This window comes from Saccharopolyspora pogona (genome assembly GCF_014697215.1).
Classification (GTDB): Bacteria; Actinomycetota; Actinomycetes; order Mycobacteriales; family Pseudonocardiaceae; genus Saccharopolyspora; species Saccharopolyspora hattusasensis.
Window position 1 is genome coordinate 5,237,501 of the sequence record NZ_CP031142.1, and the last position, 16,802, is coordinate 5,254,302.

The window sequence follows — 16,802 nt, forward strand, 5'->3', positions numbered from 1 at the left end:
TCGTCGCGATCTCCTCGCAGTTCTTCACCCGCAAGCTCGATGCGCCCGGTGACCACGACGTTCGGCGCGAGCAGCCCGAGCGCGGACAATGCGGTGACGCTCTTGCCGGAGCCGGACTCGCCGACCACGGCGAGGATCTCGCCGGGCGCCACGCCGAAGCTGACGCCCCGGACAGCTTCCGCGACTCCGCCGGCATCGACCATCAATTTGCCGAAGCCAGGCGGCACGAAGATCTGCTCGGTGACCACGGCACCGGAGATCGGCGTGCCGAGCTGCAGGCCGAGATCGTCATGACGGTGACCAGGCTGTTGCGGAGGCCGTGGATGGCGACCGCCCCCTCCCCGGCGGCCTTGGCGCGCGGTCCGCATGTAGTCCGAGCGCAATGCGTCCAACATGGACGATCGGATCTGCGGCCTGCACGGAGGAGCGCACCTGGGCGCCGGTCTGCTCGACGTCGACCAGCGGGGCGCAACCGCTTGCCGCGATCGCCATGACCAGCACCACCGGCATGCACTACCGAACCTCACTGCCACGCGCGCCTTCCGCCTGCCGCGGGTAAGGGGGTGATCGCGTGCACCGTATTTGGGCGGACACGACGTGTCCGCATCCGTGATCATTCCGGCATCGGCCAGGATTCGGACACGGCGGTCCCCCGCCGGTGGAAAGCCGTTCAGCTCCCCGTTGCTCCGGCGCTAGCCCGCGCTAGCCCTCCGTCGTCAGCTCGTGAATGAGGGCCCAGCACGTGCCTTTTCGCAGGCACGCATCCGACCGCCACCGCGGAATTCGGGCCAAACGACCGAATCTCAGTCGACTGCGGAAGAGAACTGCGGCATCGAGACCGCCGGGACGCGGGCTCCCGGCTTCGGTTCTTCGGCCGGAGTCGTGTCGAACAGCGTTTCCTCGACGGGCTCGGGCTGCTCGACCGGCTCCGGCTTGACCGGCTCGGCGGCCTTCTTGCTGAGGTGCTCGCGGGTGCGCTGCGCGGCGCCGCGGATCTGCTCGGTCAACTGCTTGTTGACCTGCCGGACCTGCTCCTCCTCGCGCTCCTGCTGGCGTGTGCTGCGCGCCGGCTCGGGCTTCGGGGCGCGCGCGGCCTTGATGTAGCGGTCGAGGACGGCCCGGAGTCTTTGGGCGTGCTCGTCGTTCAGGTCGATTTCATACGTCACACCATCCAGCGCGAAGGTGACGGTGTGGTTGGCAGGGGACCCGTCGACGTCATCGACGAGTTCGACCTGAATCCGCTCGGCCATGATCACCTGTCTCGGGAACGTGCCCCGCCTCGATCCGCGACACTTGCAGGTAAGACTACTGCGAGCCTTGACCACGTTGTAGCACGCGGCAGCGCCGTTGTCTCGTACTCAACCATAGAACAGCTCGATGTCCAGCCGATAACCGCCGGGCGGGTCACGTACCGCCCGCGCACGGCGACGATCAGTGGCCACCAACGGACAGTAACCGCTGCGGGGCAATCCGGGAAAGTAATCCAGCGCACATCGCAGAAAATTCCGGTGGCGCCTGGATCATTCTTGGAGCGATCGTTTATTGTTCGCTCGCTCTTCTCTGCACCGGCGGTGCGGAGAAGACGGGGAATCGAGCCGGAATCGAGGGTTACCGTGGCGCAGAAAGTCACCGTCCAGCTCGTCGACGACGTCGACGGCACACCAGCCGACAGCACCGTGGAGTTCGCCTTGGACGGGGTGAACTACTCAATTGACCTGTCCTCCGATAATGCCGCCAAACTCCGCGACTCACTGGCGTCATTCGTGGCCGGCGCGCGCAAGACCGGCGGCCGCAAGCGCGCCGCCGCCAAGGCCGACAAGCCCTCGGCGACGCCGACCGCGGCCGACCGCGAACGCAACCAGGCCATTCGGGAATGGGCCCGGAATCAGGGGATGCAGGTTTCCGACCGGGGTCGCATTCCGGCCGAGGTCGTAGAGGCCTACGACAACGCTCAGTGAGCACCGGCCACGGGCGGCCGGTTCGAACTCGAGGCAAATCCGGCCGCCCGTGAAACTCGCGCAATGACTCCTCGTAGTGCGGTTGTGGACCAGCAGTAATTGGCCGGGGTGAATCCCTTATCTCGTCGCCAAGAAGTCCGTGATTTCCTGACGAGTCGGCATCGAGCTGCTGGCCCCGCTGCGCTGCACCGACACGGCCGCTCCAGCGGAGGCCAGACGCAGCGCCTCGGGCACCCCGGCGCCTTCGCCCATCGCCGTGCTCAGCACGCCGAGGAAGGTGTCGCCCGCGGCCGTCGTGTCCACGGCGTCCACCGGGAAGCTGGGCACCTCCACGCGAACGCCGTCGCGGTTGCCGTACAACGAGCCGCGGTCCCCGAGGGTGATCACCACCTCGGGGACCAGTTGGAGCAGCGCGGCCAGCGCGCGGTGCGGGTCGTCGTCGCCCGCCAGGATCACCGCCTCGTGTTCGTTCGGCACCAGCAGATCCACATTCGAAAGGATGTCGGCGGGCAGTGGCAACGCCGGCGCCGGGGTGAGCACCACGCGCACCCCGTTGCGCCGTCCTGCCGCCGCAGCCGCGGCCACGCCGGCGAGCGGAATTTCCAGCTGCAGCAACAAACTCCGCGATCCGGCGATCAGTTCTTCGTCGCCGTCGACGAGTCCGTCGACCGTCCCGTTCGCACCCGGCACCACGACGATCGAGTTGCTGCCTTCGTCCTCCACCACGATGTGCGCGGTGCCGCTGCGCCCCGGCACCGTCCGCAGGCCCATCACATCCACAGTGGACTTCTGCAGGGTCTCGCGGATCTGGGTGCCGAAGTCGTCCTCGCCCACCGCGCCGATCATGCGCACCGCGGCGCCCGCCTTGGCGGCGGCGATCGCCTGGTTGGCGCCCTTGCCGCCGGGCACCGTGTGAAACTCCCGCCCGAGCACCGTCTCGCCCCGCTTCGGCGCCGTCCCGACGTAGGCCACCAAGTCCATGTTGCAGCTGCCGAATACGGCCACAGTCGTTGTCACGTGGTTCATCATGGCCGATGCGGGGGCCCCGAACGCTTGATGGGTCTTGGCCAGTTCGACGACGTACCATGCCGACCAACCGTCGAGGAGAAGGCGAGATGCGGTGGATTACGCGGTGACAGCCGAGCTCGAGCCGCCGGCCGAGGTCGTGGGGCTCGACGCGCTGCAGCAGGAGGGGATCGCGGCCGTGCTCGACCGCCACCTCGCGCTGGTCGAGGGGGTCTCGGGCCCTGGGGACGCCGACATAGACGTCCTGGACTACCGCATCACGGTGCACCCGACCGGCGCGAACGTGGTTCTCGCGCTCGACGCGCCGTCGCTGCTAGCGGCCGAGGACGCCGCCGCATCGGTGCTCGACGAGCTGATCCGCGAGAGCGAGGTGCTCGGCGGCTGGTCGGTGTCGCACTCGGAGGTGCAAATCACCGAGGACGAGTTCAACCAGCGGCTGGCCGCGGTCGATGGCGTCAACGACGAACTGGAGGCCGCGGTCGAGGAGGCGTTGGAGACCTCCGCTGAGCCCGCGATGGACGCCGAGCACTGGCGCGCCCGGCTCACCGAGCTGGCTCCGCAGCTGCGAGGGTTCGAGGCGAGCGCGTTCGGCGTCGAGCCGGATGCGCACGTCCTAGCTGCCGGGGCGCTCATCCATGCGGTGCGGGTGGTCACCGACGAGATCTTCTACGACGAGCTGGCTCTGGCGGTGAACAACGCGACGGTGGCCGACGCGGTCGGGCTGCTGGTGTTGGAGGAGCTCCCGCCTTGCTACGACCACCGCTACGACGCGTTCTTCGCCCGCGGCTTCGTGCTGTCGTCGGCGGCCGTCGCGGTGCGGCTTACCGAGTCGTCCTGGACGCCGCCGCGCACGGTGGCCGAGGCGCTGGCGTTGCGGCTGATCATCAACGAGGCGCGCGTGGTGCTGGAGGCCGCTGAGCTGATGAGCTGGAAGGAGAGCGAGTCGGTGTTCGCCGGGTTCGCCGGGCGGGCCTTCGGCGACACCGAGCACGAGGAGCTGTACGAGGTGGATCTGCCGCTGACCGCCGACGCCGAGCCTGAGGTGGTGGAGCAGATCACCAAGGTCGAGGACGAGCTGCGCGCCCGGGGCCTGGCCTTCGACCAGTGGTTCGTCCCCCGCGACGGCGACCCGGCCCGCCACCCCTACCTCGGCTCCCTCTAGGCGGCGCGATTTCGCTGAGCGTTTTCCGGCCGCTTCTTGCGTTGCGGTGCGGATAGCGGAACCTCAGCGGCGGCGCAAGCTGCGAGGGTGTGTCAAGGCGGGGCTCAATGGAAATCAGCGCTCCGATTTCCATTGAAATCGCCCACTCTGGAACCGGGGTTCCGCGCTGCGGGAGGTTCAGGGCTGGTTTCGGACGGAGTACGGGGGGACCGTGCAGCCGATGATGCTGGCCTCGTCGATCGTCTCCGGCTGGTAGGCCGACTTCGAGAACGCCTCCAGCATCACGTTGGTCGGGTCGTCGATCTGCTCGACCCGGCCGAACAGGAACGCCCACTCGTGCTCGTCCGAGCCGAAGTAGGCGACCGTGTCGAACACCGACCGGAACCGGTTGTAGGAGCGGGTCAGCGTCTCGTTGCGCCACACCGTCGGGCAGCCCGCTTGGAACGCGACCACGCCACCGGCCGCTAGCACCGCTTGGCAGCGCTGGATGAACTCCAGGCCGTACAGCCGGTTGTGCTGGCCGTCGGCGTCGTCGGCCCGCTCGTCGGGCAGGTCGACGACCACGATGTCGTAGCCCTCCGGCGGCGCCTGGTCGAGGAAGCCCCACCCGTCGGCGTAGTGCAGCTTGATCGGACCGTCACCCCGCTCGACGCGGGCGAGCTCCTCGGTGCTGTAGCCGTACGGCAGGTGCTCGGCGCAGACGCGCACGCACTGCTCGTCGATGTCCACGTGGTCGACCCGGCTGGCCCCGGCCGCGACCGCCATCTGGCTGGCGACGCCCTCGCTGGAACCGATGATCAGCACCCGCTCGACCCGCGCGGCGAGCAGGAACGCCGGCACCATCATCGCCTCGTGGTAGACCAGCTGGGAGAACTCGGTGCTCTGCCGGTCGTCGTCGCAGAACAGCGAGACGCCCTGCCCGGTGCGGCCGATGACCACGTGCTGGTAGGCGGTGTCGCCCTCCCACAGCACCTCGTCGACCCGCCACAGGCGCTGCAGGTCCGCGCCCATCGGTTCCTTGATCCACCGGTGCCCTTCGAGTTCGATCAACGATGCTCCTCCTTGATTCATGTTGCCAGGTAAGGCGAATTCACGAGGCGAGGTTTACGTAGTCGCGGCCGCGTTGAATGGTCTGGACGTTCTGCGAGGCCGGCTTCAGCGCCTCGGCGAGCAGTTGTACCGCGCGCTCCGGTTGGGCGGTGTGCCCGCAGGTGAAGACGTCGATGAAGATCGAGCCGTCCTCCGGATACGTGTGCAGCGAAGCGTGGGACTCCGATAGCAACGCCAACACGGTGACACCTTGCGGCTCGAACCGCTGGGCGATCGTCTGGCACACGGTGGCGTGCGACTGGCTCAGCGCGTTGTGCAGGGTGTCACGCAGGAACTGCTCGTCGTCGAGCAGTTCTGGATCAACGCCCTCCAGCTCGGCGAGGACATGCTGGCCGGTGAACAACCCGACCGGCGGCGTTCCAGTGTCAACGGACATCTATCGACCTCCCATCATTTCGCAGAATTCCAGTACCAAGTCGGCACTGCTTCGGTGCCGGCTCCTCGAAGTCGCCGAGGCGATCACGGCTGTTCGTCGCCGTCGACGCAGTACGTGGGCAGCGGGGTGAATCCGTTGAAGCCCACGGATGAATAGCTGGCGGTGTACGCGCCGGCGCTGAGCAGGTCGACCCAGTCGCCGCCGCGCAGCGTTCGCGGCAGCTCGTACCTGGTGCGCTGGTAGAGCACGTCGTCGCCGTCGCAGGTCGGCCCGGCCAGCACGACCGGGCCGAGCGGGTCGCCGTCGCGCGAGGTGCGCAACCGGTAGGTGATGGCTTCGCCTTCGGTTTCGGCGAGCCCGTTGTAGCGGCCGATGTCCAGGTAGACCCAGCTGCGTTCGCCGTCGCTGGAGTCCGAGACGAGCACGACCTCGCTGCGCAGCACGCCCGCGTCACCGACGATGAAGCGCCCCGGCTCGATGAGCAGTTCCGGCCGCTGGGCGCCGAAGTTGCGGTCCAACGATTCCTCGATGCGGCGCACGTAGTCGGCCAGCGGGGGGGCGGATTCGGTGTAGCCGGAGGGCAATCCGCCACCGAGGTTCACCATCCGCAGCCGCACGCCGTGCGCGGCGCAGTCCTCGAAAACCCGCCGGGCGGCGCTGATCCCGTGCTCCCACGCGACGGGTTCCAGCTGCTGCGATCCAATGTGGAACGACACGCCGTAGGCGTCCAGGCCGAGTTCCTGCGCGCGCCGCAGCAGTTGCGCGGCGGTCTCCGGCGGGCAGCCGAACTTGCGGCCGAACGGGGTGCGGGATCCCTTGTTGTCCACCAGGACCCGGCAGAACACCTGTGAGCCCGGCGCGACCTCGGCGATGTTGGTCAGGTCCGCGGCGCTGTCGGTGACGAACAGGCGGACGCCCTGCTCGTAGGCGCGGGCGATGTCGCGGCGCTTCTTGATGGTGTTGCCGTAGGAGATCGACTCCGGCGCCGCGCCCTTGGCCAGGCACAGGTCGATCTCGCCGGGGCTGGCGACGTCGAAGGACGCCCCCAGGGCGACCAGTTCACCGACCACTTCGGGGGTGGGATTGGCCTTGACCGCGTAGCAGATCCGGGCGTCCGGCAGGGCGGTTCGCAACTGCCGGTAGCGGTCGCGGACCTGGGCCAGATCCATGACCAGGCAGGGGGTTTCGGGTTGCTGCCGGTCGAGGAACTGCAGAATCGGGTCCGGCGCGGCGGATTCGGCCTGCTGCGCGGTGCCGCTCGGGCGGTCCGTCACACCCGTGGTGGCGGACAGATCGGTCAATCCCGGTACCTCCGTCTCGGCTGGTGGGGTTGCGTTTTCCCCGGGTTCGTCCCGCCAGGGGCATGCACTCTTGGAGCGCAACTGCGACCAAGCACAGTACCGCGCTCACTTACGGATTTCGAACTGCGCCCACCTCTTCCCCCGGACAACGGACCCCAGTGTGAGCACCCCCACGGGACCTCGCCGAGGTCGTCGCGTTGCGTGGTCGGATTCCGACTTCCCGTGATCGGCGGGCCGCCTGGGAGCGGGAGCTCCTCGGACACAGGTTTTTCCTGGTCTGGACCATGAGTGCGTAGGGTGCCAAAGCGGCAGCACTCACCTGGGGGAGCGTCCGTCCAGAGCTGATCGATCCGCTAGTCGGCGGGTTCGCGGTCCAGTTCGAGGGCGAGGTAGAAGTCCACTCGGGACGGAAACTCGGCGAGGTCTCGCCCGGTGATCTCCTCGATCCGCTGGATTCGGTAGCGCAACGTGTTCACGTGTACGTGGAGCCGCTTGGCGCAGCGCGACCACGAGCCGGAGCAGTCGAGGAATACCCGCAGGGTTCGCAGCAGGTCCGAGTTGTGCGCCGAGTCGTACTCGATCAGGTCCGCGAGCAGCCGCTGCCGGTAGGAGCGGCGCAGCTCGTCGGGCGCCGACGCCAGCAGCACCTCGTGCGAGGCGAGCTCCGCCGCCACCACGACCTCGGCGCGCCCCCGGCGCTGCTGCGCGAGCCGACGCGCGTAGCCCGCCTCCTCAAGCGCTCCGCGCAGCGCCGTCGCCGGGCTGATGTCGCTGACGCCGACCGCCAGCCGCCGTTGGCCCAGCCCGGGCTCGGTTTCGGCGACGATGCGCCGCAATCGCGCGTCCAGCTCAGCCAGGTGCGCTTCGCCGTCCACGAACAACGCCGTGGCGCCGTCGCCGAGCGGAGCGGTGACCGAGGCCATGCCGGTCGCCGCGGCGACCTCGCGCAGCAGCAGCGTCGACTCCGCCGGGTCGCCGGCGCTGAGGGCCACCGCCCGCAGCGGCTCGTCCGCCGGCAGGCCCGCGGTCTCCAGGCGGGCCGCGACCTCGGCCTGGGTGGAGGTGCCGTCGAGCAGCCGCCGCAGCGCCGCCTCCACCGACCTGCCCGCGATCCGGCGGGCCTCTTCCACCTGCGCCCGCACCAACGCCACGACGGTGCCCAGGTCCGTGGCAATGGACTCCTCCTCGTCACCCCAGTCGGCGACGTCGCCGCGCGCCAGCACGAACCAGCGGGCGGCAGGCGGCTCGGTTTCGGACTCCACTGGCCACAGCACGCATGCGTCGCCGGACTCCCCTGGCCGCACGGTGCGGGGCAGGCGGCCGGTGGCGAACGCGCGCAGCGCCGCGCAGCGGGTCGCCTCCGGCAGTTCGCCGGTGCCGCCGACGATCCAACCGGCCGCCGACAGCACCCAGCAGTCGGTGCCGAGTTCGTCGGCCGCCATCCGGAGCACCCGGTCCAGGTCGGCGCCGGAGGCGACCGCGGAGACCAGCTCGCGGCGCGGAGCGGAGCGGCGCTGGATGCGGTCGGCGAGGGCATTGAAGCTGACCGTCAGCGGCACCTCGAAGGCGGGCAGGCCGTGCCGCCGGCATGCCTCGACGAGGTCCGGCGGCGCGTGGCCGAGCCGCGCGGTGCCCGCGGCGAGGGCCACCACCCCCGCGTCGGCCAGCGCGGCGACGAACTTCTCCGAATCGCTCGGGTCGTTGCGCCACACCAGGCCGCTGAGCACCAGCTCGCCGCCGTGCAGGTAGCGCCGGGGGTCGAGCAGGTCGGTGATGTAGACGCCGCGGACCGGCCGGTCCATCTGGTCCGCGCCGCCCAGCAGCACCAATCCGAGTTCCGGATCGGCGAGGAGATCATTTAGCTGCACCTGCGCACCTCGGGCTCCGCCGCCCCGCTCCATCACGGAGCCGGGGCGCCCGCGCCGGGCCGGTCGTCGGCCGCGAGCGGGCAGCTGTTCCGGGTGAGTGTTTCGGCCGGGTGCCCCGGACGCCGCAAGGGCTCCCCGCGTTTGGAGAAACATACAACTCCGGTCCGGCTACCGGAAGGCTTTTTCGGGCCTTCCACCGCTAGCGGCCGAACGGCCCCGGTTGTGTACTGACTCACACCAATTCAGGCGGCCGTGACAAGGAGTGCAACCGTGGAATTCCTCCGCCCCGCCTCGTGGCGGGAGGCTCTCGAAGCCAAGGTCGCGCATCCGGATGCGACGCCGATCGCCGGCGGCACCGACGTGATGGTCGAGATCAACTTCGGCCACCGCCGCCCCAGCACGCTGCTCGACCTCACCGGCGTCCCCGAGCTGACCGGCTGGTCGGAGGCGGACGGGGCGCTGCGCATCGGCGCGGGCCTGCCCTACACCCGGCTGATCAACGAGCTCGGCGACCGGGTGCCGGGCCTGGCGATCGCCAGCCGCACCGTCGGCTCGCCGCAGATCCGCAACTTCGGCACGCTTGGCGGCAACCTCGGCTCCGCCTCCCCGGCCGGCGACGGTCACCCGCCGCTGCTGGCCTCCGACGCGCTGATCGAGGTCGAGTCGGTGCACGGCAAGCGGCTGATCCCGGCGACCGAGTTCTTCACCGGCGTAAAGCGCAACGCGCTGGCCGAGGACGAGCTGATCGCCGCCGTGCACATCGCCCCGGCGACCGGCCCGCAGCAGTTCTCCAAGGTCGGCACCCGCAACGCGATGGTCATCGCGGTGTGCACCTTCGCGATCTCGCTGCACCCCGACCGCAAGCAGGTCGGCACCGGGATCGGCTCGGCCGCGCCGACGCCGCTGCGCGCGCAGGTCGCGGAGGAGTTCCTGAGCGCCGAGCTCGACTGGGAGCAACGGCGGCCGTTGGAGGACTCGGTGGCCCGCCGCTTCGGCGAGCTGGTCGCGCAGGCCGCGTCACCGATCGACGACGTGCGCGGCACCGCCGGCTACCGCCGCCACGCGCTGGCCGTGATGGCTCGCCGGACCCTGTCCTGGGTCTGGCACGACCACTGTTCCGGGAGGCAGGAATGCGCCTGAAGTTCACCGTCAACGGACAACCGCACGAGGCCGACGACGTGTGGGAGGGCGAGAGCCTGCTGTACGTGCTGCGCGAGCGGCTGGGCCTCCCGGGTTCGAAGAACGCTTGCGAGCAGGGCGAATGCGGTTCCTGCACGGTCTACCTCGACGGCGTGCCGGCCTGCTCGTGCCTGGTGGCCGCGGGGCAGGCCGAGGGCCGCGAGGTGCGCACCGTGGAGGGCCTCGCCGACGGCGAGAAGCTCGACGAGGTGCAGGAGGCGTTCGTCGAGGCCGGTGCCGTGCAGTGCGGCTTCTGCACGCCGGGCCTGCTCGTGCAGACGCACGACCTGTTGGAGCGCAAGCCGAATCCGTCCGACGCGGAGATCCGCGAGTCGCTGGCCGGGAACCTGTGCCGCTGCACCGGTTACGAGAAGATCATGGATGCCGTTCGGCTCGCCGCCCGGAGGAAGACAACACAGAGGAAGTCGGCGGGGCGGAAGGCGCACGCATGAGCCGGACCATCATCGAGGGCGGCGCCGTGGTCACCGTCGACGACTCGGGCACCGAGGATGACTCGGGCACCGAGTTCGCCGAGGGCCACGTCGTCGTCGAGGGTGACCGCGTCGTGGCGGTCGGCCCCGGTTCCGCGCCGTCCCAGCAGGGCGCGGCGCGGCGCATCGATGCGTCCGGCTGCCTGGTCACGCCCGGTCGGATCAACACCCACCACCACCTCTACCAGTGGGCCACCCGCGGCTACGCGACGGACGCGACGGACGCGACGCTGTTCGGCGGGCTGACCGCGCTCCACCCGGTCTGGGCTGGTATCGACGAGGAGATCGCGCACGCAGCGGCGTCGGCGGGCCTGGCCCGGATCGCGCTGTCGGCCTGCGCCACTCGCACCGCCACGCAAAAGGCGCCTGGAAACAGGCATCAAGGAGGTGTCCGCATGAGCAGCCACGCGCCTGCTCGCAGTCCGCAGGAGCTCAACGACGCAATCGGCGGCGGCATCGGCGAATCCGCGCTGCGCCCGGACGGCGCGATCAAGGTGCGCGGCGAGTTCGCCTACTCCTCGGACCTGTGGGCCGAGGACATGCTGTGGGGCGCGACGCTGCGCAGCCCGCACCCGTACGCCCGGATCCGCTCGATCGACATCGGGCCGGCAATGGCGATGGCCGGGGTGCAGACCGTGCTCACCGCCGATGACGTGCCCGGCGACAACTGCTTCGGCCTGAAGTACGCCGACCAGCCGGTGCTGGCCGCCGATGTGGTGCGCTACAAGGGCGAGGCCGTCGCGCTGGTCGCGGCCGACCACCCGGAGACGGCGCGGCGCGCGCTGGAGAAGATCGTCGTCGACTACGAGGTGCTGGAGCCGGTGCTCGACGCCGAGCGGGTCGCGCACGACGAGACGCTGCCGAAGCTGCACCCGGACGGCAACGTCGTGCGGCACCAGAAGATCGTCAAGGGCGACCCGAACGCGACGGCCGAGGTCGTGGTCTCCGGGGTGTACACCGTCGGGATGCAGGACCAGGCGTTCCTGGGTCCCGAGTCGGGGCTGGCGATCCCCGCCGAGGACGGCGGCGTCGACCTGTACCTGGCGACCCAGGACCTGCACTCCGACCTCCGGCAGACCGCGCGGGCGCTCGGGCTGCCGCCGGAGAAGGTGCGGATGACCATGTCCGGCGTCGGCGGCGCGTTCGGGGGCCGGGAAGACCTGTCCATCCAGGTGCACGTGTGCATGCTGGCGCTGCGCTTGGGCAAACCTGTCAAGATGGTCTACAACCGGGAGGAGTCGTTCTACGGCCACGTGCACCGGCACCCGGCCAAGATGTACTACGAGCACGGCGCGACGCGCGACGGCAAGCTCGTGTACGTCAAGGCGCGGCAGTACTTCGACGGCGGCGCGTACGCGTCGAAGACGCCGGTCGTGGTCGGCAACGGCACCACGCTCGGCGCCGGGCCGTACAAGGTGCCGAACGTCGAAATCGAGGGTTGGGGCCTCTACACGAACAACCCGCCGTGCGGCGCGATGCGCGGACTCGGTGCCGTGCAGCCGACTTTCGCGTACGAGTCCCAGATGGACAAGCTCGCCGCCGCGCTGAACGTGGACCCGGTCGACCTGCGCATCGCCAACGCGATCGAGCAGGGCGACTCGATCCCGACCGGCCAGGTGCTGGACTTCCCGGCTCCGGTGGCCGAACTGCTGGAGCGCGTGCGGGCCCTGCCGATGCCCGGCGAGCGCACCGGTCCGGTGGACATCCGGGACATGCCCGGCGGGGCGTCCAACACCACGCACGGCGAAGGCGTGGTGCGCGGCGTCGGCTACGGCGTGACGATCAAGAACATCTGCTACGCCGAAGGCGCCGACGACTTCTCGACCGCGCGGGTGCGGTTGCAGGTCATCGGCGGGGAGCCGGCGGCCATGGTGCACACCGCCGCGGCCGAGGTCGGGCAGGGCCTGGTGACGGTGCAGCAGCAGATCGCGCGGTCCGAACTCGGCGTCGAGCGGGTGACCATCCACCCGAACGACACCAGCGTCGGCCCGGCCGGCTCCAGCTCCGCCTCGCGGCAGACACTGGTCACCGGCAGTGCCGTCAAGGCGGCCTGCGACGCGGTGCGGGATGCGCTGTTCGCGCGGGTCGCCGAGCGCTACGCCGTCGAATCGGCGCTGCTGTCCCTGCAGGGCGGCAAGGTCGTGTCGGAGGCCCACGGCGTGCTGGCCGGCCTCGTGGACGTGCTCGGCGACGACGTCATCGAGGAAACCCGCGAATACCACCACCGGGAGACCTTCCCGATGGACGAGAACGGCCGCAGCGAACGGGTTCACGTGCAGCACGCGTTCTCCGCGCACCGCGCGGTGGTCGACGTCGACCTGGACCTCGGCCTGGTCAAGGTCGTGCAGCTGGCCTGCTCCCAGGACGTCGGCAAGGCGATCAACCCGGACGCGGTGATCGGGCAGATCCAGGGCGGCACCACGCAGGGCATGGGGCTGGCCGTAATGGAGGAGATCAAGGTCGTGGACGGGCACATCCGCAACCCCTCCTTCACCGACTACCTGATCCCCACGATCCTCGACACGCCGCCGATGGAAATCGACGTCATCGAACGCGCCGACCCCAACGCGGTCTACGGGCAGCGCGGGGTCGGCGAGCCGCCGACGATCTCCACCACCCCGGCCGTAGTGGCCGCCATCCGCGCCGCCACCGGCAAGGAACTCCCGCACACGCCGGTGGCTCCCGAGCACATCGTGTGACCAGACCCGCTGGGCGGCGGTGCCGGGCCGGCCGGCCAGCATCCCCAACAACCACCGGAAACCCATAGGAGGGGTTCAAAAATGGTTTGCGTGGCGGTGCGGGTAGGAACCTCAGGCGCCTTCTCGCTGTGGGATCCCCGAACATCATGAATGCCAATTCACCACGTCGCTCGCGAGATAGCTCGGGGTGCGAGGTGTCCCCGTATAGCACTGTTGAGAACCCGCGGCGGTGCGAGCCGAGTCCCACACAGCAAGCGGCTACCGCCGCTTGTTGAGCAGACCCTAGGAGGAAGCAATGTCCGTGGACGTCGCGACGGGCGCCGAGCAGGACTGGATGGCCAAGGCCATCGAACTCGCCACGACCAATGTGGACAGTGGCGGCGGCCCCTTCGGCGCGTTGATCGTCCGGGACGGCGAGATCATCGCGACGGGCACCAACAAGGTGACCGTCGACCTCGACCCGACCGCGCACGCCGAAGTCACCGCGATCCGCAACGCCTGCCGGGCGTTGGGCACCTTCAAGCTGGACGGCTGCGTGCTGGTGACCTCGTGCGAGCCGTGCCCGATGTGCCTGGCCTCGGCGCTGTGGGCGCGGGTCGACCGGGTGCTGTTCGCCGCCGACCGGGACGACGCCGCCGACGCCGGCTTCGACGACCGCGCCTTCTACGACGCGTTCAAGGACCCGGAGACGAAGTGCCCGACCCCCGTCCACCAGGTGGAGATGGCCAACCGCAACGCGGCTTTCGACGCCTGGCGCGGCAAGACCGACCGCGTGGACTACTGACCCCAGCGGGTCTTCCGGCGCGCCTTCAGCAGCTCGAAGCATTCACGGTCCCGGACGCCCTGATCCGGGATTCGAATTCCCCTCAGCACCACGACCACCCCGAGAAGGGGAACGGCCACGACGACCGGGTCGCCCGTTGCCTGCGGACGGGCCGCACCGACGGTTTCCGCGATTCCACCGGAACCGGGCTTGCCCGCCGTCCCGAAAAACATTGCGGGACCGGGGAAACCAATCGATCAAACGCCCCACACCGATTTCGGCGAATTCCCGCCGGGCCCTCCCCTGCCCGGAAACGCCGAGAACGCGGGGGGCGCCCACCGGCATGGGAAGACTCATGAGCCAGCAAGTGCAACCGGAAAGATCCGCCGACTCCGGCGCCTCCGGAATAGCCCGCTTCTTCCGCATCACCAGTGCGGCGATGTTTTCCGGCCATAACTAGGAAATCCCCACACTCACGATCTGGACGCACTCGGAACACATCGGCCAGTCGACCGGCGGGCGCGTGTGCGGCCCCCACCCGATCTCTCCACAGAGCCCGGCGACGACGGTCCCGCTCCGCCCGTACTTCTGCGTCGGCGCTTTGGGGTGTGCGTAGTGCACGACGCGCTCGCGCCATGACGGCGCGTACAGCAGCATCGCGTCTGACGACTCGACGACGACGTCCGCCGGGGATACCGCTGGAAGCTCCGGCGACGGCGGCGTGGTTTCGAGCTCGGCACGGGAAACCAGCGGGACATCAGTTGCGAGCGCGGCCAGCATCCAGCATCGCGGGCACGGGGTGCCCGTGAACGGCTTGACGATCTCGACCTCGTCCGGGTTCACCGTGTCGCCGCACGGAGCCATCCACATGACGTGATCGACGCGGTAGGCGTGCACTTCCGGCGGCCGATCCGGCGGCGCATACTCCGGCCTCAGGCGTGCCAGGACCACGGAGCGTTGACCGTTCACGCGGCACGCCCCGGAGCGCGGCGGCGGAGCCGTTCCTTCCGACGCTGTGCCGCTGCCTTGAGCGCTTGCTTCTCTCGGTGTCCTGGCAGCCACCACACGATGAACATCGCCGACCAGGCCAGCAACCCGAGCAATATCCCCAGCGCCTCATGCATGACGCCAAGATCGCCCGGTCCGACACGGCCGATAGGTACGGTTTGTACCCCTACTCGATCAGCGGACCCCGATCCGGTCCGCCAGCGACCGCACTGCCGCTGACTCGCCACCCGGCGGACGGTCGAGAAGCGAATGCGTCAGCTCGCGTGCCCAGCCGTTGAACCGGGCCGTTTCCGGCGCGGTCCGCTCCGCTTGGTCGAGCATCGCAAATACCGCCGCCTGATCACCCTGCAAGGCGTGCACGCGGGCGACCTCGATCATGTGTCGCGCCCGGCGCGGCACCGACGCAATATCCGCCGGATCGAAGTCCGCCGCCTGCATCGCTTCTCCGCCGCGCCGCAGGTCCACGCCTAGCGTGACCGCGTTCGCTTTCATCACCGGCAGACCGAAACTCGTTTGTACGTGCCGATATTCGGGGCCGAGTTTCCGAGCGATGCCGTAAGCCGACTCCCAATGCCGCCACGCTTCGCCGTGCCTGCCCCGGCGGGCATAGGTCAATGCATTCTCGGCCCGGAGTGCGCCGACCATACCGCGCCAGTCGTCCGGCGCGGACTCCAAATAGGGCTCTAGCTGCGCTGCGCCGTCGTGGGCGACGCTAATCGCCTCTTCCCAGCGCCCGGACTCCCTCAACGCCTGCACCAGCGCCCACGCCCCGGCCGCCATCGCGTACGGGTCGTCGGATTCCTGCCCTTCGGTCACAGCTCGATCGGCGACCAGCCACACAAGTTCCGGCGCGGGCTGGAACGCGACGTAGAAGTCGGCGAGCTGGTAAACGCCCGCCAGGATGCGCCGTGCTTCCCGACGCTCTCTGCCTGACCGTGCCCGGACCGCCCGTTGCGCGTCGCGGATCAGGTCGGGCAGCAGCGCGCCGAGCTGGGTGCGGTGGTCCGGGGAACTGTGCCGCACCTTCCACGCCACCGCCAACCGTTCCGCCAGGTGTGCAAGGTCAACCGGCCGAGTGTCCGGCGTGAGCCGGTACTCGGTCAATGCGGCTTGCACGTCGTAGAGCGCCTGGTGGGCCGAACCGGGAGCGAACCGGGACACCGAGACCGACTCATCGTCGCCGGTGAGCTCGGCGAGATCCCGAATGTCGAGCACGTCGGCAAGCTTGGTCAGCATTTGGAGCCTCGGCGTCTGTAAACGGCCGACCTCGACCGCCTTGACCCACTCGGCGGAGCGGTCGACGAGGCCACCGAGCACACGGCGGCTCATCCCGGCGCGTTCACGCGCCTGCCGGATACGGGAACCAACAGACGGACCGTTCGAGGACACGATCACATCACCTCTTCGCGGATACCTCTTCGCGTGCCCCCGGCCCGTCGGCCGGGGGCGTTACCTCCGCGAAGAGGTGACCTTGAGGGTAGCGAGAACGCGATCAGGTGACGAGCACGTCCGCGCACGGGCGGAGCAATGGCGCGGCCGTGGGGCAACCCATGATCAAAGGCGTGGGGCAAACGTGGGCCCAAATCCGTCACACAGCGCACTAACTACAGGTCAGCTACGTCTAGACTGCGTATGGCCAAGCCGCCGGTCACACCACCCGTGACCAGCGTTTTCCCAGGTCAGCGCCAAGCCGCGAAGAAAAAAGCACCCTTGAGCGGCTGTGGAGCCTGTTGCAAAATTACGCCCACCACGGACCGTGATCGATCGATCACGGCTGAGATGGCCACTGGCGGACAAACGGCGGCGATCGAGACTGATTTGGTACTTCGGTTCAGCCGTTTTCGCCGAAAACGCAACAGGC

The 16,802-nt window shown here is 69.3% G+C and carries 16 protein-coding genes and 1 pseudogene (1 of these 17 cut by a window edge); 6 read left to right on the plus strand and 11 right to left on the minus strand.

The genetic code is table 11. The features are described from left to right. A pseudogene (locus tag DL519_RS50330) lies at positions 1-203 on the minus strand (ATP-binding cassette domain-containing protein); its annotated part reaches 140 nt to the left of the window's first position; the annotation flags it as partial. Positions 204-803: 600 nt separating this feature from the next. Then, a complete protein-coding gene (locus DL519_RS24085; protein ID WP_190818135.1) occupies positions 804-1,250 on the minus strand; it encodes a histone-like nucleoid-structuring protein Lsr2 in 447 nt (148 codons plus the stop codon). A gap of 363 nt (positions 1,251-1,613) precedes the next feature. Between DL519_RS24085 and DL519_RS24090 the strand changes: the two genes are divergently transcribed. After that, positions 1,614-1,958, plus strand: coding sequence for a histone-like nucleoid-structuring protein Lsr2 (locus DL519_RS24090; protein WP_190818136.1), 345 nt, complete (start codon positions 1,614-1,616; stop codon positions 1,956-1,958). Between the two features lie 117 nt (positions 1,959-2,075). Here DL519_RS24090 and rbsK read toward each other — a convergent pair whose 3' ends face one another. Next, on the minus strand, positions 2,076-2,975 hold the full coding sequence (gene rbsK, locus DL519_RS24095; protein ID WP_223839470.1) for a ribokinase: 900 nt from the start codon (positions 2,973-2,975) through the stop codon (positions 2,076-2,078). 115 nt (positions 2,976-3,090) lie between these two features. Here rbsK and DL519_RS24100 point away from each other — a divergent pair, with 115 nt between their 5' ends. Next, positions 3,091-4,146 carry a hypothetical protein gene (locus tag DL519_RS24100; protein WP_223839471.1) on the plus strand — a complete coding sequence of 352 codons (1,056 nt, stop codon included), beginning with the start codon at positions 3,091-3,093 and terminating at the stop codon, positions 4,144-4,146. Positions 4,147-4,323: 177 nt separating this feature from the next. Here DL519_RS24100 and DL519_RS24105 read toward each other — a convergent pair whose 3' ends face one another. The 4 genes from DL519_RS24105 to DL519_RS24120 all read right to left on the minus strand — a co-directional run bounded on the left by DL519_RS24105 (position 4,324) and on the right by DL519_RS24120 (position 8,801). Further along, on the minus strand, positions 4,324-5,196 hold the full coding sequence (locus DL519_RS24105) for a spermidine synthase (protein WP_190818150.1): 873 nt from the start codon (positions 5,194-5,196) through the stop codon (positions 4,324-4,326). A gap of 40 nt (positions 5,197-5,236) precedes the next feature. Beyond that, positions 5,237-5,632, minus strand: coding sequence for an adenosylmethionine decarboxylase (gene speD / locus DL519_RS24110; RefSeq protein WP_190818152.1), 396 nt, complete (start codon positions 5,630-5,632; stop codon positions 5,237-5,239). An 83-nt stretch (positions 5,633-5,715) separates the two neighbouring features. Next, a complete protein-coding gene (locus DL519_RS24115) occupies positions 5,716-6,933 on the minus strand; it encodes a type III PLP-dependent enzyme (protein ID WP_190818154.1) in 1,218 nt (405 codons plus the stop codon). A gap of 353 nt (positions 6,934-7,286) precedes the next feature. Continuing rightward, positions 7,287-8,801 carry a PucR family transcriptional regulator gene (locus DL519_RS24120; RefSeq protein ID WP_190818156.1) on the minus strand — a complete coding sequence of 505 codons (1,515 nt, stop codon included), beginning with the start codon at positions 8,799-8,801 and terminating at the stop codon, positions 7,287-7,289. A 270-nt stretch (positions 8,802-9,071) separates the two neighbouring features. Here DL519_RS24120 and DL519_RS24125 point away from each other — a divergent pair, with 270 nt between their 5' ends. The 4 genes from DL519_RS24125 to DL519_RS24140 all read left to right on the plus strand — a co-directional run bounded on the left by DL519_RS24125 (position 9,072) and on the right by DL519_RS24140 (position 13,954). Continuing rightward, positions 9,072-9,941 carry an FAD binding domain-containing protein gene (locus DL519_RS24125; protein ID WP_190818158.1) on the plus strand — a complete coding sequence of 290 codons (870 nt, stop codon included), beginning with the start codon at positions 9,072-9,074 and terminating at the stop codon, positions 9,939-9,941. Beyond that, entirely contained in the window at positions 9,932-10,432 is a 501-nt protein-coding gene (locus tag DL519_RS24130; RefSeq protein WP_190818160.1) for a (2Fe-2S)-binding protein, read from the plus strand. Before DL519_RS24125 ends, DL519_RS24130 begins: the two co-directional genes overlap by 10 nt. Before the next feature lie 434 nt (positions 10,433-10,866). After that, positions 10,867-13,170 carry a xanthine dehydrogenase subunit D gene (pucD, locus tag DL519_RS24135; protein WP_190824180.1) on the plus strand — a complete coding sequence of 768 codons (2,304 nt, stop codon included), beginning with the start codon at positions 10,867-10,869 and terminating at the stop codon, positions 13,168-13,170. 295 nt (positions 13,171-13,465) lie between these two features. Further along, entirely contained in the window at positions 13,466-13,954 is a 489-nt protein-coding gene (locus tag DL519_RS24140) for a nucleoside deaminase (RefSeq protein WP_190818168.1), read from the plus strand. Here DL519_RS24140 and DL519_RS24145 read toward each other — a convergent pair. The 4 genes from DL519_RS24145 to DL519_RS24160 all read right to left on the minus strand — a co-directional run bounded on the left by DL519_RS24145 (position 13,948) and on the right by DL519_RS24160 (position 16,330). Then, the gene (locus DL519_RS24145) at positions 13,948-14,166 is read right to left on the minus strand and encodes a hypothetical protein (protein ID WP_190818170.1); all 219 of its coding nucleotides are present in this window, start codon (positions 14,164-14,166) and stop codon (positions 13,948-13,950) included. The genes DL519_RS24140 and DL519_RS24145 overlap by 7 nt on opposite strands. A 223-nt stretch (positions 14,167-14,389) precedes the next feature. After that, on the minus strand, positions 14,390-14,902 hold the full coding sequence (locus tag DL519_RS24150) for a DUF3039 domain-containing protein (protein ID WP_190818173.1): 513 nt from the start codon (positions 14,900-14,902) through the stop codon (positions 14,390-14,392). After that, on the minus strand, positions 14,899-15,057 hold the full coding sequence (locus tag DL519_RS24155; protein WP_190818175.1) for a hypothetical protein: 159 nt from the start codon (positions 15,055-15,057) through the stop codon (positions 14,899-14,901). Before DL519_RS24155 ends, DL519_RS24150 begins: the two co-directional genes overlap by 4 nt. Positions 15,058-15,115: 58 nt before the next feature. Next, positions 15,116-16,330 (minus strand): helix-turn-helix domain-containing protein, encoded by a 1,215-nt coding sequence (locus tag DL519_RS24160; RefSeq protein ID WP_317891389.1) that lies wholly within the window; start codon positions 16,328-16,330, stop codon positions 15,116-15,118. Positions 16,331-16,802 lie beyond the last annotated feature (472 nt).